The organism is Streptomyces sp. LUP30 (assembly GCF_001746365.1).
Lineage (GTDB): Bacteria > Actinomycetota > Actinomycetes > Streptomycetales > Streptomycetaceae > Streptomyces.
Genome location: NZ_MJAJ01000024.1, coordinates 1 through 20,340, shown reverse-complemented (window position 1 = coordinate 20,340; position 20,340 = coordinate 1). Strand labels below are relative to the sequence as shown.

Sequence of the window (20,340 nt, the reverse complement as noted above, 5' to 3'; positions counted from 1 at the left end):
GGGCCCCGCAGCAGGCTGCGGGGCCCCTTTCATCAATCCGGGTGAACCACCCCGGTTCAATCCTGTGCGTCAGTCCGACAGACGCGCACCGGTCGACGTCGAGAACACGTGGGTCTCGCCCGCGCGCGGGACGACGTGCAGCGTGCTGCCCTTCTCCGGGACGTCACGGCCACCGACCCGGACCACGAGGTCCTTCGACTCGGCGCCGACCTTGGCGGTGCCGTACACGAACGCGTCCGAGCCGAGCTCCTCGACCACGTTCACCACGACCGCGAGACCCTGGTCGCCGTCGGGGCCGGCCACGTCGAAGTGCTCCGGGCGGACGCCGACGGTGACCGTCTTGTCCGTGGCCGCGGACAGCGCGTCACGCTGCACCGGCACCACCGAGTTGCCGAACTTCACGCCGCCGTCGGCGATCGGCACCTCGACGAGGTTCATCGCCGGGGAGCCGATGAAGCCGGCCACGAAGAGGTTCGCGGGCCTGTCGTACATGTTGCGCGGGGTGTCGACCTGCTGCAGCAGACCGTCCTTGAGGACCGCCACGCGGTCGCCCATCGTCAGCGCCTCGACCTGGTCGTGGGTGACGTAGACCGTGGTGATGCCGAGACGGCGCTGCAGCGACGCGATCTGCGTACGCGTCGACACGCGCAGCTTGGCGTCCAGGTTGGACAGCGGCTCGTCCATGAGGAACACCTGCGGCTCACGCACGATCGCACGGCCCATCGCCACACGCTGGCGCTGACCGCCGGACAGGGCCTTCGGCTTGCGGTCCAGGTACTCGGTGAGGTCGAGGATCTTCGCGGCCTCCTCGACCTTCTGCCGGATCTCCGCCTTGTTGACGCCGGCGATCTTGAGCGCGAAGCCCATGTTGTCGGCGACCGTCATGTGCGGGTACAGCGCGTAGTTCTGGAACACCATGGCGATGTCCCGGTCCTTCGGCGGCAGGTGCGTCACGTCACGGTCGCCGATGCGGATCGCACCGCCGTTGACGTCCTCGAGCCCCGCGAGCATCCGGAGCGAGGTGGACTTGCCGCAACCGGACGGACCGACCAGGACGAGGAACTCGCCGTCCGCGATCTCGATGTCCAGTCCGTCGACGGCGGGCTTGGTGGAGCCCGGGTAGACCCGGGTCGCCTTGTCGAAAGTGACAGTGGCCATGGCTCGAAGGCCCCCTTCTACCGGCAGGAACGTGCCGGACGATCCGTTGTAGGAAGGTGGTTGGTGTAGTCCACATGAGCGAACTGGGTCAGGACGGTACCTGGCGTTTCCCGGTCTGTCAGCACTTGAGGACATGTGAACTTCACGGGAACTCTCTTCTCGGTCCGTGCCGAGGGGAGAAGTGCGTGGCCCGACGAATGGGGGCCTGTGTACAGTGGAGCCGCCCTTGCGCGCGTGATGGCGCGCGGCGCCTCCTTAGCTCAGCTGGCCAGAGCACCGCTCTTGTAAAGCGAAGGTCGTCGGTTCGAATCCGACAGGGGGCTCCACCGGAAGGCCCAGGTCAGATCTAGTCTGACCTGGGCCTTTCTCTGTTCCTGTTTGGCGATCTTTACCCGTTCTGCCGCCAGGGTGCCCTGAATGTCGCAATCCGGCGGACGATACTGGCTGCGTGAAGCGGCTCACGGGGGTTTCCCGGGTTGGGCGGGTGGTGTGGGCGTATGTGCGCCGCGCGCCCGGCACCTATGTGTGGCTGGCGGTGCTGTTCGTCACGACGGTGGCGCTGCATCACATGTCCCCGGAGTTCGAGCAGGAGTTTCTGCGGCAGCGGTCGACGAACATCCATGAGCTGTCGCGGCATCCGGTGCGGGTGCTGGTGGCGAGCGCGATGTGGATCGACGGCGGGCACTGGGTGCCGTACGTGGTGCTGTACTCCGTCTTCCATGCGCAGGCCGAGCGGTGGCTGGGGACGGCGCGGTGGCTGGCGGTGTGTGCGGCCGCGCATGTGCTGGCGACGTTGGTCAGCGAGGGTGCGCTGGCGGTGGCGATCCAGGACGGGCTGGCGCCGCGGTCGTCGGTCACCACCTTGGACGTGGGGGTGAGCTATGCGCTGGCGGGGGTGGCGGCGGTGCTGGTCTACCGGATCGGTCCGCCGTGGCGGTACGGGTATCTGGCGGGGCTGCTCGTCTTCTACGGCGTTCCGCTGGCGGTCGAGCCGACCTTCACCGACTTCGGGCACTTCGTGTCCGTGCTGATCGGGCTGGGGTGTTATCCGCTGGTCAGGGGGCGGGAGAGTACGCGGGGTTCGAAGGGGGCGGGGGCGGCTCCCACGGGTGGCCTCCGGTCGTGAGCGGCGGGGCGGCCGGATCGGCCGGCGTTGTGGCGGGTCTGCTGTGTCGGGTCCGTCGCGGGGCTGCGTTCGCGGCGGGGATTGTCAGTGGTGGGGTGCAGCATGGGGGGATGGCGAGGACTGGGGCCGGGCGGACCGGCGGTACGGGCAGGGCCGGGGGCAGGGCGAGCGGGGCGGTGCGGGGTGCTCGGCGTCCTGAGGTGCGGCTGCCTCCGTTGGAGCCGTTCGGGGGCGGGGGGCTGGAGCCGGACGGGGATTACGACGGTGTGGAGTGGCGCGAGCTGGATCTCGCCGGGCAGGACGGCGGGGGAGCGCGCTTCATGGACTGCGCTCTGACGGGCTGCGCGCTGGACGGGACGAGGCTGCGGCACGCGCGTTTCCTCGATTCGGTGCTGACCGGTCTGCGGGGGGTCGGCACGGATCTGGCGGAGGCGACTCTGCGGGATGTCGAGCTGCTCGACGCCCGTCTGGGGGGCGCCCAGTTGTACGGGGCGGTGCTGGAGCGGGTCGTGGTGCGCGGCGGCAAGATCGACTATCTGAACCTGCGCCAGGCGCGGCTGCGGGATGTCGTCTTCGAGGGGTGCGTGCTGGTCGAGCCGGATTTCGGTGGTGCTCGGCTGGAGCGCGTCGAGTTCCTCGACTGCGTTGTGAAGTCGGCGGATTTCACGGCGGCGACGCTGACGGACGTGGACCTGCGCGGTGCGGTGGAGCTGGGGCTCGCGGGTGGTGTGGACCGGCTGTCGGGTGCGGTGATCAGCTCGGCTCAACTGCTGGATCTGGCACCGGTGTTGGCGGCCGAACTGGGGATCCGGGTGGAGGGCTGAGGCGGGCCGGTCGGTCCGGGCGTCCGGTCCCGTCCGGTGCTCACTTCACCCGGGGGAAGCGTGCCTGCAGGGTCCAGACGGCGGGGTTCTCGCCCAGGTCCTCGTGCAGGTCGGTCAGGTCGGCGAGGAGGTCGTGGAGGAAGTCGCGTGCTTCGCGGCGGAGTTCGGCGTGGGAGAAGGTGAGCGGGGGCTCCTCGGGCGGCATCCAGTCGGCCTCGATGTCCACCCAGCCGAAGCGGCGGCGGAAGAGCATGCGGTCGGTGGACTCGGTGAAGTCCAGTTCCGCGTACTGGGGGCGGGAGGCGCGCGAGCCCGCCGGATCCTGGTCGACGTGCTCGGCGATGTCGCACAGCGCCCAGGCGAAGTCGAGCACCGGCACCCATCCCCAGGCTGTGGACAGCTCGCGGTCCGCCTTGGTGTCGGCGAGGTAGACGTCGCCGCAGAACAGGTCGTGGCGCAGGGTGCGGACGTCCGCGCGCCGGTAGTCCGTCTGGGGCGGGTCGGGGAAGCGGTTGGAGAGGGCGTAGCCGATGTCGAGCACGTAGGCGATGGTGTCACGCCCGTGCGTGGGTGCCGGACGTCGCCATAAGATCGCCGGCATGTCCCGATCCGCACGTCTTGTACCGAGCACCGCGTTATTGGTCTGTGGCCTTGTCGTGGTCGCGTGCGACGGCGGTTCGTCGGGTGGCTCCGGGGGTTCCCGTGGTGCGGCCGGGGTCGGCGACCCGTACTTCCCGAAGGCGGGCAACGGCGGCTATGACGTCGCGCACTACGGCCTCACCCTCTCCTACGTCCCTGCGGGGAACCGCCTTTCCGGAACGGCGGTCGTCACGGCCCGAGCGACCGAGGACCTGTCCGCGTTCGATCTGGATCTGGTGGGCATGGAGGTCGAGGGGGTGAGCGTCGGGGGCGCGGGTGCGCAGTTCCGCCGGGACGGTCAGGAGCTGATCGTCCGTCCGCCGGAGGTGCTCGCCGAGGGGGAGACCTTCGAGGTAAGGGTCCGATACTCCGGCAGTCCGCGGACGATCACGGATCCGGACGGTTCCCAGGAGGGCTGGCTGCGCACGGCGGACGGTGCGCTCGCGCTCGGCGAGCCGACGGGGGCGATGGCCTGGTTCCCCGGCTCCCATCATCCGGCCGACAAGGCGACGTACGACGTCGCCGTCACCGTTCCGAAGGGGCTGACGGCTGTTTCCAACGGCGAGTTGCGCGGTCAGCGGGCCACGTCGGACGGGCGGACGACGTTCGTCTGGCACACGGCGGAGCCGATGGCGAGTTACGCGGCGACGCTGGCGATCGGCCGGTACACCGTCACCCGTCCGTCGATGGGGGACGGCCGGCCGGCGTATGTCGCGGTGGACCCTTCGCAGGCGGGCGCGAGCCGGGCGGTGCTGGCCCGGCTTCCCGAGGTCATGGACTGGGCGCAGGACAACTTCGGCCCCTATCCCTTCTCGTCCGTCGGCGCGATCGTGGATCGGCCGGGCGATGTGGGCTATGCCCTGGAGACGCAGAACCGCCCCGTCTTCCCCGGGGCTCCTGACATGAGGACGTTCGTCCATGAGATCGCCCACCAGTGGTTCGGGGTCTCGGTCACGCCGAGGAGCTGGCGGGACATGTGGCTCAGCGAGGGTCTGGCGACGTACGCGGAGTGGGTGTGGACGGAGGACGAGGGCGGGGCGACGGCGGAGGAGTCCTTCACGGAGTTGTACGAGCACGGCACGGACACGTACGAGGACCTGTGGGACTTCCCGCCCGCGAGGCCCACGAGCGCCGCGTACATCTCCGAATCCCCCGTCTACCAGCGGGGCGCGATGGTGATCCACCGTGTCCGCCAGGCCCTCGGCGACGACGACGCGTTCTACGACCTTCTGTGGGGCTGGGCCGCCGCCCACCGTCATGGCAACGCCGACACGGCCGACTTCACGGCGTACGTCGAGAAGGGGGCGCCGGACGTGGATTTCGACGAGGTCTGGGCGGACTGGTTGTACGGGGAGGGCCGGCCGCCGCGTCCGTGACCACCGGGACGTCCCTGAGCGGCGGCGTGCGCCGGAGGGAGCGGGGGGCGGGTCAGGCCGGGTCGGGTCGGCGGCCTGTCTCCCATTCGTCGAGCAGCCGGGCGAGCCCGGAGGGCCATACCGGCTCCGGCTCCTCGGCGAGTTCCTCGCGGGTCCACCAGCGCCAGCCGAGGATGCCGTCCGTGACGTGGGCGGCGGCCAGGCCGGGGCCGGTGGGTTCGCGGTGCGGGCCGGGGGTGACGTAGATGTGCTCGTCCTGGCGGACGACGACGCGGTGGGGGATCCCCTTGCTCGTGCGGAGCCTGGCGTGCGTGCGGGTGAAGTCGTGCCGCCATGTGCACAGCAGGGGTCCGGGCTCCAGGTCCGTCCACCCGGTCTCCTCGCGCAGTTCCCGCAGGGCCGCTTCGCGCGGCGACTCGCCCTGGGTGAGGCCCCCGCCGGGCAGGGCCCAGTGCACTCCGGTGCCGTCGTTGTCGTAGCGGAAGAGGAAGACGGAGCCGTCGGGGGCGACGATCGCGGTGCGGGCGGCGCGGCGGGGGATGACGAGGGGTTTGCGCAACACGGAGCAGGGGCGGCCGAGTTGCAGGTCGGGTCGATGCCCGATGGTCTCGTACCCGAGAGCGGTCCAGAAGGCGAGGCCCTGGGGGTTGGCGTCGAGGACGGCGAGCCGTACGGCGTCGTGGCCGGCGGCGCGCAGGCGTTCCTCGACGTGCTCGACGATGTGCCGTCCGAATCCCTGGCCCTGCAGGGCGGCGTCGACCATCAGCAGCCCGATCCAGGGGTCGGGGTCCGCGGGGTCGGGGTGCTGTGCGAGCGTGACGACGATTCCGACGAGTCGTCCGCGGCTGCGGGCGAGCAGTACCTCGACGTGCGGGTCGGCGAGTTCACCGGCGAGGGCTGCGGCCACCTGCTCGGGCCGGATGTCGTCGGGGTCCGGGAAGTCGCCGCTGAGGGCGTGGAACTCGCGGTGGGCGGCGTAGAGGGCGGTGAGTTCGGTGAGGACGGGGGCGGGGATGTCGTGGTCCGGGGTGAGGCGCAGTGCGTCGAGGAGCATGGCCGCAGGCTAGGGGCATCGGTTCCGGGGCGGCCCGGACGCGGGCCGCCCCGCCCGGCGAGGTGCTGGGCGGGGCGGTCCGGGTGTCGCTGTGTGGCGGTGTCGCTGTGTGGCCTCGGGTGTCAGACGCTGACGCCGAAGTCCTGGGCGATGCCGACGAGGCCGGAGGCGTAGCCCTGGCCGACCGCGCGGAACTTCCACTCGGCGCCGTTGCGGTAGAGCTCGCCGAAGACCATGGCCGTCTCGGTGGCCGCGTCCTCGGAGAGGTCGTAGCGGGCGATCTCGGCGCCGCCGGCCTGGTTGACGATGCGGATGTAGGCGTTGCGGACCTGGCCGAAGTTCTGCGAGCGGTTCTCCGCGTCGTAGATCGAGACCGGGAAGACGATCTTGTCGACGTCGGCGGGGAGGCCGGCCAGGTTGACGTTGATCGCCTCGTCGTCGCCCGCGCCCTCGCCGGTGCGGTTGTCGCCGGTGTGGACGATGGTCTGGTCCGGCGTCTGCTTGTTGTTGAAGAAGACGAAGTGGGCGTCGGAGTAGACCTTGCCCTGGGGGTTGACCGCGATCGCGGAGGCGTCGAGGTCGAAGTCCGTGCCGGTGGTGGTGCGGACGTCCCAGCCGAGGCCCACGGTGACGGCGGTCAGGCCCGGAGCCTCCTTGGTGAGCGAGACGTTGCCACCCTTGGACAGGCTTACAGCCATGGTCGGGAGTCCTTCCCTCGTTATGTACGGCTTCGCGGGCACGAAGCTACAGCTATCCCTATGAACGCAGCGAAGGCCGGTCAAGGTTCCCGGCGACCTCGCGTTTCTTTACTTTCTTTACCAAGGGATATTCGCGTGACTCGGGCGGGGCCGGAGCGGGAACATGGTCGGCATGTCTGGTCCCTATGTCGTCCGCGGTTCCGTCTCCCTTCCCGAGGCCGAGCTCATGTGGCGTTTCTCGCGGTCTTCGGGGCCGGGCGGGCAGCACGTCAACACGAGCGACTCGCAGGTGGAGCTCCGCTTCGACCTCGAGCGCACCGAGGCGCTGCCCGAGGTGTGGAAGGCGCGGGCGCTGGAGCGGCTGGCCGGGCGGCTCGTCGACGGCGTGGTGACCGTCCGGGCCTCCGAGCACCGCTCCCAGTGGCGCAACCGCGAGACCGCCGCGGTGCGGCTGGCCGCGCTGCTCGCCGAGGCGACCGCCCCGCCGCCCAAGCCGCGCCGGCCGACGCGTATCCCGCGCGGGATCAACGAGCGCCGGCTGCGGCAGAAGAAGCAGCGCTCGGAGACGAAGCGGGGCAGGACCGGGCGCGACTGGGGCTGAGCCGTCTCCCGTCCCCCCTCGGCTCTGTCCGGCTGTCACATCGGTGGCGCGCCGTTCGTCATCCCGGTGACCGACGACCACGCCGACCGGGTCGACGACCGCGACCGGCGCCCGACCGTGACGAGGGATGCGACCGATGACGACGACGGGTGACGACGACTTCCTGGCCGACTCCTTCGAGGCGCACCGCGGGCGCCTGCGCGCGGTGGCGCACCGGATGCTGGGCTCCGGCGCCGAGGCGGACGACGCCGTGCAGGAGGCGTGGGTGCGGCTGAGCCGGAGCGCCGGCCGGGGTGAGGCCGAGGGCATCGCGAACCTCGGGGGGTGGCTGACCACGGTCGTCGGCCGGGTGTGCCTGGACATGCTGCGCTCGCGCCGCTCGCGTGCCGAGGAGCCGTTGGAGGGCTGGACGCCTGTTGCGTCGGCCGTGCCCGACCCGGCGCAGGACGCGCTGCTCGCCGACTCCGTGGGCGTGGCCCTTCTCGTCGTGCTGGACACCCTCTCCCCGGCGGAGCGGCTGGCGTTCGTCCTGCACGACCTGTTCGGCGTCCCGTACGAGGAGGTGGCGGGGATCGTCGACCGGACGCCGGAGGCGGCCCGGCAGCTGGCCAGCCGGGCCCGCCGCCGGGTGCGTGGGGCCCAGGAGCCCGATGCCGACCCGGTCCGGCAGCGCAGGGTGGTGGACGCTTTCCTGGCCGCCGCCCGGGAGGGAGACTTCGACGGGTTGCTCGCGGTGCTCGATCCGGATGTCATGGCCCGTTCGGGGGCCGTGGTGACCGCGGGGGCGACCGCGGTGGCGCGGGGCGCGTCGGGTTTCGCCCGGCTCGCCATCGTGGCCCGGCCGGCCCTGGTGGACGGCGCGACCGGGCTGGCGGTGCTGGTGGAGGGCCGGGTGGAGCGCACGCTGGCGTTCACGTTCGTCCGCGACCGGATCGCCCTGATCGACGTCACGTCCGATCCCGCGCACCTGGCCCGGCTGGAGGTGACGCTGCTGCGGTCCGACGACGACGCCGACGGGGTCTAGGACCCGGGCCGGTCCAGGGCGAGGACGCCGACGGTCTCGCCCTCGCTCTTCTCGCCGGTCTTGCGGAAGCCGAGCCGCAGGTAGAAGTCCTCGGGGCCGTGCTCGCCCTCGTGCCAGGTCACGTACATCTCGGTGGCGCCGCGGCGGCGCAGTTCCGCGGAGACGGACTCCACGGCGAAACGGCCGTAGCCGCAGCCTTGTTCGCCGACGGCGATGTTCAGCCGCCACAGGCCGGAGCGGATCATGCTGCGGTCGCCGCGGCCGTTCCAGTCGATGTCGAGGAACGCCATGAGGAAGCCGACGGGGCGGTCGCCGTCCATGATCAGTCGCGGCCAGGCGACGCCCGGCGGATGAACGTAGGCCTCCGCGAGGGATTTCACGACCGGGCAGACCGCGAACTCCTGGTCGGGGTGGACGCGAATGGCCGTGGCCGCCTCGAAATTCAGGGGAGTTATCTCCACGAGGCGCAACGGTGAACTCGTGGTCGTCTCGGCGGCGCCGACGCCTGGCATGCCTGTCATGCCCGGCACCCTAGGCGCGTCGTTCGCGGACCGGCCACGGCATTTTCGGCGACGTCAGCCCAACTGCCGGTATCGGCCCCGGAAATAGACCAGCGGACCGTCGTCCGCGCTCGGCGCCGACGCGGTCAGCACGCGGCCGATCACCAGGGTGTGGTCGCCCGCGGACACGCGTTGTTCGGTACGGCATTCCAGGGTGGCCAGGGCGCCGCCGACCAGGAGCGCGCCGCCGGCCTCGCCGCGGACGCAGGGGAGGTCCTCGAAGAGGAGCCGGTCGCTGATGCGTCCCTTCATGGCGAAGCGGCCGGCGATGTGGCGCTGGTTCTCCGAGAGCACCGACACCGCCCACAGCGGCTGTTCGTCGAGCAGGTCGTCCATGCGGGAGCCGGTGCGCAGTCCGACCAGGACCAGCGGCGGGTCGAGGGAGACCGACACGAAGGACGTCGCTGTCATGCCGACGTCCTCGCCGTCCGGGGCTCCGGGGTCGTCCGGGTCGAGGGAGGGTTCGCGGGCGGTCACCAGGACCACGCCGTCGGCCAGCCGGGACATGGCGGCGCGGAACTCGTCGTTGCTCACCCCCTCAGCATGCCCGGAGGGAGTCTTCGGCACGGTCTTGAGCACGTCGGGAGACACATCGAGGGACACACCGGAAACGCTAGTGTCCGATCGGTGCGCCCCGCATCGGACCTCCGCCCGAGTAGGGTCTTAGGGCCGCGGACCGATATCCGGTCTCTGTCCGTGTTCAGGAAACGCACAGGAAAACGCGGAAACTCCACTCAAATGTTCATGTTCATCTGTGACTTGAGTCACAAGACGCATTAATTGTTGACCCTGTGTACCGAGTGGGCAGCGCGCTGTGATTCAGTGGCGGAGGCGTCACAAGGAGACACACACCGACAACAGAGAACCAGAAACGACGTTGCGCCGAAGACAACCCTTGATTCGCTGCGAAGTCTCGGGGGGAGGGCGAAACACATGGAGACCGAGTCGGAGCCGTACGTCCGTCTTGCGTCCCTGCGACAGCTGCACCAGGTCATGGCCGACATGAACACGGCCCGCAGCCTGGCCGACACACTGCAGACCGTCGCCGACGGCGTGGTCACGGCACTCGGGTACGAGCTGGCGTGCGTCAACCTCGTGCGTCCCGACGGCGATCTCGTGGTCGCCGCCTTCTCCGGCAACCCGGCCGCCGAGGCCCTCATCACGGGCCGGGTCGGCTCGCGCGACTCCTGGGAGCGCCGCCTCGCCATGGGCGAGACCTGGGGCGACCTCATCTTCATACCCCACACCGAGGGCTGGGTCCTCGACGACGACGACGTCCCGCAGTGGTACACCGACGGGCCCGCGCCCCGCTTCGAGGACGAGTGGCACCCCTCGGACCGGCTCTTCGCCCCCATGTACACGCCCGCCGCCCCCGGCAGCGGCGGCGCCTGCGGCGAACTGATCGGCGTCCTGTCCGTGGACCGGCCGCGCAACGGTCGCCGGCCGGGCGCATGGGGACGCGAAGCGCTCCAGATGTACACCTTCCAGGCCGCCATCGCGATCAGCAACGCACGTCTGCGGGCAAACATGCAGCGGGCACTGGTCAGGCTCGAACGCGAGCAGCAGGCCCTGCGCGCCAGTGAGGAATCCTTCCGGCAGGCCTTCGAGTACGCCCCCTCCGGCATGGCGATAGCCGAGATGGGCGGCGACCAGCACGGGCGCATACTCCGCACCAACGACGCCCTCTGCCGCCTGCTGGGCCGCCCCGCCTCCGCGATGCGCCGCTACTCGTTCTCCGACCTCGTCCACCCCGAGGACATAGGCACCCTGCTCCGCACCTCGGCGGAGGGCGGACGCGCCGAACTCCGCCTCGGCCGCCGGGACGGCACCTACCTCTGGGTGAGCCTGCGCAACTCCGTGGTCGCCGACGCCGCCGACGGGCCGCGCTTCCTCCTCACCCACGTCGAGGACATAGAGGACCGCAAGCGCCGCGAGCTCCAGCTCGCCCACCGCGCCTCGCACGACTCCCTCACCGGCCTGCCGAACTCCGCGGAACTGCGCTCGCGTCTGTCCGCCCGGCTCTGCCAGCGCCCCCAGTCCACCCACCCCGCGGCCGTCGACGCCATGGACTCGGCCTACGGCCACGCCGCCTTCGACGCCAACGGTCACGGCTTCGACTACCGGCCCGGCGGCGCGGAGTCCTTCGACGGCTACGACCACCACGTGCACACCGCCGCCCCCGAGGACGGCCGCGACGACGGCGCCAAGGGGCTCGCGGTCCTCTTCTGCGACCTCGACGGCTTCAAGTCGATCAACGACCGCTTCGGGCACAACGCGGGCGACGCGGTCCTCATCGAGGTCGCCCGACGGCTCTCGCGCCAGGTCCGCGACGGCGACACGGTCGCCCGGCTCGGCGGCGACGAGTTCGTGATCCTCGCCGACGGCCTCGGCCGGGCCGACGCCGCCGACCTCGCCGTCCGGCTGCGCAACGAGATCATCCAGCCGATCCGCGCCGAGGGCCGGGCCGTGCGGGTGGGCGCCAGTTTCGGCATCGGCTGGGCACAATGCGGGATGACCGCGGACGAAGTGCTGAAGTCCGCCGACGAGCGCATGTACGTCGAGAAACGATCTCGTCCCAAACAGCACAGACGAGCGGGATGATCACCAGGTCAGCGGCCCTGCCCTCCTGCCGTTGCGATCCGAGTCACCCGTTTGGGGGGTGGGGACCGGGTAGGCTCGCAGTTCCCACACGTATGGATCCGCGTACGCGTGTCGCATCCGCCCCGCACTGTTGAGGAGTACGAAGGGATGACGCCCGGCAATAACGGCGCGAGCACGCCCGAGGACGACGACCCGTTCGGCTACCTCTACGCCGACGGCCAGGCCAACGGCGCGCAGCCGCCCTCCGGCGGCGGCTACGGCTACCCGAACTCGGTCAGCCGCGTGCGCGCGGTCGGCGAGCGCCGCAACGGGCAGCCGCCGCAGCAGCAGACCGCGCAGTACGGGCAGCCGCCCACGGTTCCGCAGCAGGGCGCGTACGGCCAGCCCAACGCGCACTACGCCGCGCCCGAGAACTTCGGCGGCGGCCCCTCCACCGGCCGGCAGCCCGTGCAGAACGGCGGCGGCCGCGGTCGCGGCCCCAACACCAAGGGCCTGCTGATCGGCGCGGTCGCAGTGGTCGCCGCGGTCGTGATCGGCATCGTGGTGGCCATGGCGGGCGGCGACGACGACGCGAACGACAACAAGGCGAGCGGCCAGCCGTCGTCCTCGGCCGCCGCGTCCGGAAGCCCTTCGCCCAGCGCGTCGGCCTCCGGCGACGAGAGCAAGGACGAGCTGCCGCAGACGGACGCGAAGGCGCTGAACCTCGGCGGCAGCGCCGCTCTGGCCTCGGACGTCAAGGGCGCGCAGGCGGCCGGCGGCACCTACGTCGGCAACCTCAACCAGGTCGGCAACTCCGTCACCTGGACGGTCAACGGCATCCCGTCGGACGGCGCCTACACCCTCTTCGCGCACTACAGCACGCCCGGCGAGGACCAGGCGATGACGCTCACCGTCAACGGCAAGACCTTCGGCTCCAAGTTCCCGCTGAAGAACTACGCCCACGCCCCCGCCGGTGACTTCGTCAAGGGCTGGACCACGAGCTACACCTGGCCCACCCTCACCAAGGGCACCAACACCCTGTCGATCTCCTGCCAGGACGGCGACAAGTGCAACGTGCTGCTGGACCAGTTGTGGGTGAAGGCCGGTCAGGTCACGAAGTGACCGCCCGGGTCAAGCCGCCGTGGCCTCTCCGGTCACCGTGATGCGGGTCAGCAGCGCCTCGTAGGCCGCGCGGTCGAACTCGCCGGCTGCCGGGGCCGGGACCGTCGCCGCGGAGAGGGCGGCCGCGCGGGTCAGGCGGTCCGGCCAGGGGAGGCGTTCGACCAGGCCCGACAGCAGGCCCGCGCACACCGAGTCGCCGGCGCCCGTGGGGTTGCCGCGGACGCGGGCCGGCGGGGTGGCGCGCCAGCGGCCCTCCGGGGTCGCCGCGACCAGGCCGTCGGCGCCGAGTGAGGCCACCACCGACCGGGCCCCGCGCCTTCGGGCGTCCTGGGTCGCGCGCAACGGCTCGTGGGAGCCGGTCAGTTCGGCCAGTTCGTCGGCGTTCGGTTTGACGATGTCCGGGCGGGCGGCGACCCCGCGGCGCAACGGCTCCCCGCTGGTGTCGAGCAGTACGGGGACGCCCGCGGCCCGTGCCGTGCGGACCAGGACCGCGTACGCGCCCACGGGCACCCCCGGCGGCAGGCTGCCGCACAGGGCCACCGCGTCGGCGTCGGCGAGCAGCCCCTCGTACGCCTCCTGGAAGGCGGACCACTCGGCCGGCGTGACGACCGGGCCGGGTTCGTTGAGCTGGGTGGTGTCGCCCGCGCGGGCGTCGACGACGGCGATCGTGCGACGGGTGGCCCCGGCGACGGGCACGAGGGCGTCCGTCACCCCGGCCGTGGCGGTCAGCAGCTCCTGTACGCGCCGGCCGGTGGCGCCGCCCGCGAATCCGGTCACCGTCACCTCGTGGCCGAGGGCGGCCAGTACCCGGCCGACGTTCAGTCCCTTGCCGCCCGGGCGCTCCCGGACGTCGGTCACCCGGTGCGAGGCGTGCGGCCGTAGGGCGGGCACGTGATACGTGAGGTCGAGAGCGGTGTTCAGGGTGACGGTGAGGATCACTGGGCCGACCTCCCTCGACGGGCACGTGTGCGGGTCCCGGATCCGCGGGCTTCGCGATTCCGGAGGCCTGATCATGCCAAAGAGACGGCAACCGGCCCAGTACTCGGGTCGGCCACCGTCCCGGTGGGGGCGGACGTTTCACGCCAGTTGGGGATCCACCACCCAAACCCCCTTGCGCATCACGCCCTTGACCTGGAAGGCCTCGTCCAGCAGGACCAGGTCGGCGTCCTTGCCGGGCTCCAGGGAGCCGACCCTGTCGTCCAGGCCCAGCAGGCGGGCAGGGTTGGCGGACAGGGCCGCGACCACGTCCTCGACCGGCATGCGGTCGACCGTCACCGCCCGCTGGAAGGCGCGGTCCAGGGTGAGGGTGGAACCAGCGATCGAGCCGCCCTCCACGAGGCGGGCCACTCCCTCGCTGACCTCGACCTCCAGCGGGCCGAGCAGATAGCGGCCGTCGCCGATGCCGGCGGCGTCCATCGCGTCGGTGATGAACGCGACCCGGCCCGGGCCCGCGTGACGGAACGCCAGTTCCAGGGCGGCCGGGTGCAGATGCGTGCCGTCGTTGATGAGCTCGACCGTCACCCGCTCGTCCTCCAGCAGGGCGGCGATCGGGCCGGGGGCGCGGTGCCCGAGGGGCGGCATCGCGTTGAAGAGGTGGGTGGCGACGGTGGCTCCGGCCTCGATGGCCTGAACCGTCTGCTCGTACGTGGCGTCCGTGTGCCCGACGGCGGCGATCACACCGTGTTCGGCGAGCAGGCGTACGGAGTCCAGGCCGCCGGGGAGTTCCGTCGCCAGGGTGAGCATCCTGGCCTGGCCGCGCGCCGCGTCGATCAGCTTGCGGACCTCGGCCGGGTCCGGGTCGCGCAGCAGCGCCTCGGAGTGCGCGCCCTTGCGGCACGGCGAGATGAAGGGGCCCTCGAAGTGGATGCCGGCCAGGTCGCCCTGTTCGGCCAGCTCGCTCAGCAGGCCGGCCTGGCGGACGAGGACGTCCATGTCGTCGGTGACGGTCGAGGCGACGAGGGTGGTGGTGCCGTGCAGGCGGTGCGTGTGGATCGCCGTCTGGACGTCCTGCGCCGAGCCGGAGAACGAGGCTCCGCCGCCACCGTGGTTGTGCAGGTCGACGAAGCCGGGCACCAGCCAGTGGCCGGACACGTCGACGAGGGTTCCCTGCGGGTCCCCGTGCGGGGCTTCGGCGGTGATCTTCGTGCCGTCGATCGCCACGCGTCCGGCGGTCACGGTGCCGGTGGGGAGCACCACCCGGGCGCCGGTGAGCACCTGCCTCCGTGCGCCGGTCGCGGGCCGCGGATGCGTGGTGGCCGGTCGCGTGCTCGCGGCGGAGCCGCTCGGTGCCGCGTCCCGCGCCACTGGGGGGGTGGCCATCAGGGGGTTACCTCCATACGGTCGGTCGAGTTGAGGAGATCCCAGGCGAGCAGGCCCGCCCCCAGGCAGCCGGCGCTGTCGCCCAGGGCCGCCGGGACGATCTCGGGGAGTCTCTGGAAGGTCACCCGTCGGCGGACCGCTTCGCGCAGCGGTGTGAACAAGGTTTCCCCGGCCTCCGCGAGCCCGCCACCGATGACGAGCGTGCGCGGGTCCAGCAGGGTGACGGCGGTGACCAGGCCGTCGGCGAGGGCGTCCACGGCCCTGTGCCAGACCCGGACGGCGTCGGGGTCGTCGGCGGCCACGGCCTTCGCGCAGTGTGCGGCGTCCGCGTCCGGGTCGCCGCTCGCCGTGGCCCATGCCTCGCCGACGGCGGCCGCCGACGCGTAGCGCTCCAGGCAGCCGTGCTGTCCGCACGGGCACGGGGTTCCGCCGGGGCGTACGACGACGTGGCCGATCTCGCCGGCGAAGCCGTGCGCGCCCGCTTCCACCCGGCCGTCGACGCCGATCGCGCCGGCGATGCCGGTGCCGAGGGCCACGAACAGGAACCGGTCCGCGCCCCGGCCCGCGCCGATCCGGCCTTCGGCGAGGCCGCCGGTGCGCACGTCGTGGCCGAGGGCGACGGGAGTGCCGAGGCGTTCGGCGAGCCGTGCGCGCAGGGGGACGTCCCGCCAGCCCAGGTTGGCCGCGTAGACGGCGACGCCGTTCGCCTCGTCGACGATGCCGGGGACGGCGACGCCGGCCGCCTCGGCGGGTTCGCCGAACCGCTCGACGCCGTGTTCGCGCAGGTCGGCGGCGAAGTCGAGGATGGCGTCGACCACGGCGCCGGGGCCGCGCTCGCGGCCGGTGGCCCGACGGGCGCGGTGCAGCAGGGCGCCGTCCGCGCCGACGAGGGCGGCTTTCATCCCGGTGCCGCCCACGTCCAGGGCGATGACATGTCTCACGGGAACAGTGTGGCCCGAGGACCCGCAAGAGGTCTAGTCCACTTACGTGGTGTAGACCTTACTCCGGATAACGGATCCATTGGTATGAGCAATCAGTTGCTCTGTCCATTCAGACGGTGACGAGGAGCGGTTCGGTGCAGCGGGCACGAAAGTCAGGGACGATCGCGGCGGCGTCCGCCCTCGGCATGTCGGCGGTCCTCGCCGGCTGCGGACTGACCGGAGGCTCCGACGACGTCACCCTGAGACTCGTCGCCGCCGACTACGGCGACAGCGGCGCCAACAGCTCCAAGAAGTACTGGGACCAGCTCGTCGAGGCGTACGAGAAGGACCACCCGGGCGTCACCGTCGACGTGACCGTGTACTCCTGGAACGACGTCGACGCCAAGGTCAAGGCCATGGTCGACAAGGGCGACGCCCCCGACATGGCGCAGATCGGCGCGTACGCGGACTACGCGGCGGCCGACCGGCTCTACAAGGTCGGCGACGTGGTCTCCATCCCCGTCGAGGCCGACTTCGTGCCCCGGCTCGCCGACGCGGGCAAGGTGCGCGGCGTGCAGTACGGCATGCCGTTCGCCTCGTCCACGCGGCTGCTGTTCTACAACAAGACCCTCTTCGACCAGGCCGGCATCACCCCGCCGACCACCTGGGCCGGGCTCGCCAGGGACGCCAAGGCGCTCAAGGCGAAGGGCGTGAAGTACCCGTACGCGCTGCCGCTGGGCCCCGAGGAGGCGCAGGCCGAGACCCTGCAGTGGCTGCTCAGTGGCGGGGGCGGCTACACGCAGACCGTCAGCAGCTACAGCCTCGACTCCGCCGAGAACGTCGACACCTTCGACTGGCTGAAGGACGAGCTGGTCGGCAAGGGCCTCACCGGGCCGGTCGCCCCCGGCAAGCTGAACCGGGCCGCCGCGTTCGCCGCGTTCACCGCGGGTGACGTAGGCATGCTCAACGGGCACCCCTCGCTGATGAAGGCGGCCGAGAGCAAGGGCGTGAAGTTCGGCATGGTGCCGATGCCCGGCCTCGACGGCCCGAGCAAGAGCTCCCTGGGCGTCGCCGACTGGATGACCGCCTTCAAGCAGAACGGGCACGGCGAGCAGATCGGCGACTTCCTCGACTTCGTCTACAGCGAGAAGAACGTCCTCGCCTTCTCCCGCGAGTACGACCTGCTGCCCGTCACCGCCTCCGCCTCCCAGGTGATGGGCGCGGCCCCGCAGGACGCCGACCTCCAGCCGTTCCTGGAGGAGCTCCCGCTCTCCGAGAGCTACCCCGTCGGACGGACCTCCTGGGCGAAGGTCAGCGCGGAGATCAAGAAGCGCATCGGCGGGGCAGTGACCGCGAACGGCAACCCGGCCGACGTGCTGGGCGCGCTGCAGACCACGGCCACGACGGAGGAGACCGCCTCCGGCGAGTGACCCGGATGTCGGTGCGGGGCGTTACCGTGCGGGCATGGAGCGGCGAGCGGACACGGACGGGCTGGGGGCGCGGGAGCGGGGCGTCCTCGCCCTGGAGCGGCGCGGCTTTCCCGGGCCCGGCGCGAAGGAACGGGCGATACGCGAGGAACTGGACCTGTCCCCGGTCCGCTACTACCAGCTCCTCAACGCCCTGCTCGACGACCCGCGGGCGCTGGCCCACGACCCGGTGACCGTGAACAGGCTGCGCAGGGTGCGCGAAGCGCGGCGGGCGGAGCGGTAGCCGGGCGGCCCGTTGGCTATGGTCGCCGTATGGGCACCCAAGAGACGCACCACGGGACGCACTCCACGGCACCCGGATCCGCTCCCCCCGGATCCCCGCCCCTTCCCGTCCCCGTCCCCGTTCCCGTCACCGCGGCGGGCCGCGCCGCGCTCGACGCGATCGTGGCCCGGCCGTCGGCCGCCCTGGTCGCCCTCGACTTCGACGGCACCCTCGCGCCGATCGTCGAGAACCCCGAGGACGCCCGGGCCCATCCCGGCGCCGTCCCCGCGCTCGCGGCGCTCGCGCCGAGGATCGCCGCGGTGGCCGTGATCACCGGGCGGCCCGCCGAGGTCGCCGTGCGCAACGGCGGCTTCGCCGGGGTCGAGGGGCTGGCGCACCTGGCCGTCCTCGGCCACTACGGCGCCGAACGCTGGGACGCCCGCACCGGCGCGCTGAGCGCCCCCGCCCCGCACCCGGGAGTCGCCGCCGTCCGCGCCGAGCTCCCCGGCGTCCTGGCGGCGGCCGGCGACCGGCCGGGGATCTGGATCGAGGAGAAGGGCGGGCGGGCCGTCGCCGTCCACACCCGCCGCGCCGACGACCCCCAGGCCGCCTTCGACGCCCTGCGCGCCCCCCTGACCGACCTCGCGACCCGGAACGGGCTGATCGTCGAGCCCGGCCGCATGGTCCTGGAACTGCGTCCGCCGGGCATCGACAAGGGCGTGGCCCTGCTGGAGCACGTGCGCGAGACCGGCGCCGGATCGGTCCTCTACGCCGGCGACGACCTGGGCGACCTGCCCGCCTTCGCCGCCGTGGAGAAGCTCCGCTCCGAGGGCATCCCCGGCCTGCTGGTGTGCAGCGGCAGCGCCGAGGTCGGCGAGCTGGCGGAGCGCGCCGACCTCGTCGTGGACGGACCGGACGGGGTCGTGGAGCTGCTGCGGGCGCTCGCCGCTCAGCTGGGCTGAGGCTCGCGCAGGGCGTTCAGCTGGTCCAGGAACCAGCGGGCCGGGGGGAGCGCGGTCGCCGCCGCCGACAGACGCTCGGTGCGCGCGGCCCGCTCCCGCTGATCCATCGTCAGCCCCTCGTGCAGGGCCCGGGCGGTCTCCAGGACGTCGTAGGGGTTGACGACGATCGCGTCGTCGCGCAGCTCCCAGTACGCCCCGGCCTCCCGGGACAGCACCAGCGCGCAGCCCTCGTCGGAGACGACCGGCACCTCCTTGGCGACCAGGTTCATGCCGTCGCGGATCGGGTTGACCAGCGCCACGTCGGCCAGCCGGTAGGCGGCCAGCGAGCGGGCGAAGTCGTCCTTGAGGTTCAGCAGGACCGGCGTCCAGCCCGGGGTGCCGTAGGCGGAGTTGATCTCCTGCGTCACCCGCTGCACCTCCGCCATGTAGTCCCGGTAGACGGCCAGGTCCTGGCGCGAGGGATAGGCGAAGGCCACGTGCACGACCCGCTCGCGCCACTCCGGGTGGTCGTCGAGCAGCTGCCGGTAGGCCAGCAGCCCGCGCACGATGTTCTTGGACAGCTCGGTGCGGTCGACGCGGACGATCGTCCTGCGTCCCTCGCCGATCTCGGCGCGCAGGGCCGCCATGCGCTCGTCGACGTCCGGCCGGTGCGAGCGCTCCCGCAGGAACTCCCCGTCCGCGCCCAGGCCGTGCACGCCCACCCGCGTCTTGCCCGGGCCTCCGGCGTACTCGGTGCAGCACGCGCTGAACGCGTCCGCCCAGCGACGGGTGAGGAAGCCCAGGCGGTCCGCGCCGAGCATGCCCGTCAGCAGCTGCTCGCGGATGTCGTCGGGCAGCAGGCCGAAGTAGTCCACCGGCGCCCAGGGCGTGTGCGAGAAATGGCCGATGCGCAGGTCGGGGCGGAGCTCGCGGAGCATCCCGGGGACCAGACACAGGTGGTAGTCCTGGACCAGGACCGCCGCTCCCTGCGCCGCCTCCTGCGCCAGCGCCTGCGCGAACGCCCGGTTGTACGTCTCGTAGGCCGCCCACTGGCGGCGGAACTCCGCGTCGAAGACCGGCTCCAGCGGCGTCTGGTAGAGGAGATGGTGGACGAACCACAGCACCGAGTTGGCGATGCCGTTGTAGGCGTCGGCGTGCACGTCGGCCGGGACCGGCAGCATCCGCACGCCCTCCTCGCCGACCCCGCGCGCCACGGCCTCGCGGTCGCCGTCGGTGAGCGCCGAGCACACCCAGAGGGCGCCGGCGTCGGGGCCGATGGCCGACAGGCCGGAGACCAGCCCGCCGCCACCGCGTTTCGCGTGCAGCGAGCCGTCCTCGCGCACCTCGTAGGAGACCGGGCCTCGATTGGACGCGACCAGTACCTGAGCAGTACCCCGAGCAGCCGTTTCGTGCGTGGTAGCCATACGCCTCAACCTAGCCCGGCCTCGAAACGCCCAAACGTTCGCACCGGGCCGCCCCGTGCCATTCGGTCACAGATCTTGTGGAGATCATGTGAGCGGAATGAGGATGTACAGCGCACATGCGAGGCGCCTCCCGTGACGGCGGGAGGCCACGGGGGGTGGGGTTCCATGTCATACCTGAAGCGCGTCCGCCGGCTGGCGGGCGCCGGGGCGCTGATCGCGGCCTCGGCGCTGGCCCTGGCCGGCTGCGGCGGCGACGGCGGCACGAGCGCCGACGCGGACGGCGCC

At 71.9% G+C, this 20,340-nt stretch carries 20 protein-coding genes and 1 tRNA gene; 11 read left to right on the top strand and 10 right to left on the bottom strand.

From position 1 onward, the window contains the following. Positions 1-69: 69 nt before the first annotated feature. On the bottom strand, positions 70-1,158 hold the full coding sequence (locus tag BG482_RS20760; protein WP_069770563.1) for an ABC transporter ATP-binding protein: 1,089 nt from the start codon (positions 1,156-1,158) through the stop codon (positions 70-72). Positions 1,159-1,407: 249 nt separating this feature from the next. Here BG482_RS20760 and BG482_RS20755 point away from each other — a divergent pair. From BG482_RS20755 to BG482_RS20745, 3 genes are all read left to right on the top strand, one after another. After that, positions 1,408-1,484, top strand: a tRNA-Thr gene (locus BG482_RS20755). Between the two features lie 122 nt (positions 1,485-1,606). Further along, positions 1,607-2,284: a rhomboid-like protein gene (locus tag BG482_RS20750; RefSeq protein WP_069770562.1), complete on the top strand. Its 678-nt coding sequence runs from the start codon at positions 1,607-1,609 to the stop codon at positions 2,282-2,284. Positions 2,285-2,394: 110 nt separating this feature from the next. Beyond that, a complete protein-coding gene (locus tag BG482_RS20745) occupies positions 2,395-3,108 on the top strand; it encodes a pentapeptide repeat-containing protein (protein WP_069770643.1) in 714 nt (237 codons plus the stop codon). Between the two features lie 40 nt (positions 3,109-3,148). Here BG482_RS20745 and BG482_RS20740 read toward each other — a convergent pair whose 3' ends face one another. Then, complete coding sequence (locus tag BG482_RS20740) at positions 3,149-3,649, bottom strand: hypothetical protein (RefSeq protein WP_069770642.1); 501 nt, start codon at positions 3,647-3,649, stop codon at positions 3,149-3,151. Between the two features lie 58 nt (positions 3,650-3,707). On the opposite strand from BG482_RS20740, the gene BG482_RS20735 reads away from it, so the two are divergent. Beyond that, a complete protein-coding gene (locus BG482_RS20735; protein WP_069770561.1) occupies positions 3,708-5,123 on the top strand; it encodes a M1 family metallopeptidase in 1,416 nt (471 codons plus the stop codon). A gap of 52 nt (positions 5,124-5,175) precedes the next feature. On the opposite strand, the gene BG482_RS20730 is transcribed toward BG482_RS20735, so the two are convergent. Continuing rightward, complete coding sequence (locus BG482_RS20730) at positions 5,176-6,177, bottom strand: bifunctional GNAT family N-acetyltransferase/NUDIX hydrolase (protein WP_069770560.1); 1,002 nt, start codon at positions 6,175-6,177, stop codon at positions 5,176-5,178. A 122-nt stretch (positions 6,178-6,299) separates the two neighbouring features. Next, a complete protein-coding gene (locus BG482_RS20725) occupies positions 6,300-6,875 on the bottom strand; it encodes a TerD family protein (RefSeq protein ID WP_069770559.1) in 576 nt (191 codons plus the stop codon). A gap of 163 nt (positions 6,876-7,038) precedes the next feature. Here BG482_RS20725 and arfB point away from each other — a divergent pair, with 163 nt between their 5' ends. Continuing rightward, on the top strand, positions 7,039-7,476 hold the full coding sequence (arfB, locus tag BG482_RS20720; RefSeq protein WP_069770558.1) for an alternative ribosome rescue aminoacyl-tRNA hydrolase ArfB: 438 nt from the start codon (positions 7,039-7,041) through the stop codon (positions 7,474-7,476). Positions 7,477-7,612: 136 nt separating this feature from the next. Further along, a complete protein-coding gene (locus BG482_RS20715) occupies positions 7,613-8,500 on the top strand; it encodes a sigma-70 family RNA polymerase sigma factor (RefSeq protein ID WP_069770557.1) in 888 nt (295 codons plus the stop codon). On the opposite strand, the gene BG482_RS20710 is transcribed toward BG482_RS20715, so the two are convergent. Next, entirely contained in the window at positions 8,497-9,021 is a 525-nt protein-coding gene (locus BG482_RS20710) for a GNAT family N-acetyltransferase (protein WP_256096420.1), read from the bottom strand. The two genes, BG482_RS20715 and BG482_RS20710, sit on opposite strands and share 4 nt — an antisense overlap. 54 nt (positions 9,022-9,075) lie before the next feature. Continuing rightward, entirely contained in the window at positions 9,076-9,663 is a 588-nt protein-coding gene (locus BG482_RS20705; RefSeq protein WP_370745840.1) for a flavin reductase family protein, read from the bottom strand. A gap of 330 nt (positions 9,664-9,993) precedes the next feature. On the opposite strand from BG482_RS20705, the gene cdgB reads away from it, so the two are divergent. After that, positions 9,994-11,661: a diguanylate cyclase CdgB gene (gene cdgB, locus BG482_RS20700; RefSeq protein ID WP_069770554.1), complete on the top strand. Its 1,668-nt coding sequence runs from the start codon at positions 9,994-9,996 to the stop codon at positions 11,659-11,661. Positions 11,662-11,808: 147 nt separating this feature from the next. After that, positions 11,809-12,762: a carbohydrate-binding protein gene (locus tag BG482_RS20695; protein ID WP_069770553.1), complete on the top strand. Its 954-nt coding sequence runs from the start codon at positions 11,809-11,811 to the stop codon at positions 12,760-12,762. A 9-nt stretch (positions 12,763-12,771) separates the two neighbouring features. Here BG482_RS20695 and BG482_RS20690 read toward each other — a convergent pair whose 3' ends face one another. The 3 genes from BG482_RS20690 to BG482_RS20680 all read right to left on the bottom strand — a co-directional run bounded on the left by BG482_RS20690 (position 12,772) and on the right by BG482_RS20680 (position 16,022). Next, the gene (locus tag BG482_RS20690) at positions 12,772-13,701 is read right to left on the bottom strand and encodes a 1-phosphofructokinase family hexose kinase (protein WP_069770552.1); all 930 of its coding nucleotides are present in this window, start codon (positions 13,699-13,701) and stop codon (positions 12,772-12,774) included. A gap of 138 nt (positions 13,702-13,839) precedes the next feature. Beyond that, the gene (gene nagA / locus BG482_RS20685) at positions 13,840-15,081 is read right to left on the bottom strand and encodes an N-acetylglucosamine-6-phosphate deacetylase (RefSeq protein ID WP_218108795.1); all 1,242 of its coding nucleotides are present in this window, start codon (positions 15,079-15,081) and stop codon (positions 13,840-13,842) included. Next, the gene (locus tag BG482_RS20680; protein WP_069770551.1) at positions 15,081-16,022 is read right to left on the bottom strand and encodes an ROK family protein; all 942 of its coding nucleotides are present in this window, start codon (positions 16,020-16,022) and stop codon (positions 15,081-15,083) included. The genes nagA and BG482_RS20680 overlap by 1 nt, the downstream gene beginning before the upstream one ends. 185 nt (positions 16,023-16,207) lie before the next feature. Here BG482_RS20680 and BG482_RS20675 point away from each other — a divergent pair, with 185 nt between their 5' ends. The 3 genes from BG482_RS20675 to otsB are packed head-to-tail and all read left to right on the top strand — an operon-like array spanning position 16,208 to position 18,652. Then, entirely contained in the window at positions 16,208-17,431 is a 1,224-nt protein-coding gene (locus BG482_RS20675) for an ABC transporter substrate-binding protein (protein ID WP_069770640.1), read from the top strand. A 34-nt stretch (positions 17,432-17,465) separates the two neighbouring features. Further along, positions 17,466-17,711 carry a DUF3263 domain-containing protein gene (locus tag BG482_RS20670; protein WP_069770550.1) on the top strand — a complete coding sequence of 82 codons (246 nt, stop codon included), beginning with the start codon at positions 17,466-17,468 and terminating at the stop codon, positions 17,709-17,711. A gap of 29 nt (positions 17,712-17,740) precedes the next feature. Then, complete coding sequence (gene otsB, locus BG482_RS20665; protein ID WP_069770549.1) at positions 17,741-18,652, top strand: trehalose-phosphatase; 912 nt, start codon at positions 17,741-17,743, stop codon at positions 18,650-18,652. On the opposite strand, the gene BG482_RS20660 is transcribed toward otsB, so the two are convergent. Then, a complete protein-coding gene (locus BG482_RS20660) occupies positions 18,640-20,055 on the bottom strand; it encodes a trehalose-6-phosphate synthase (protein WP_069770548.1) in 1,416 nt (471 codons plus the stop codon). The two genes, otsB and BG482_RS20660, sit on opposite strands and share 13 nt — an antisense overlap. Between the last annotated feature and the right edge of the window lie 285 nt (positions 20,056-20,340).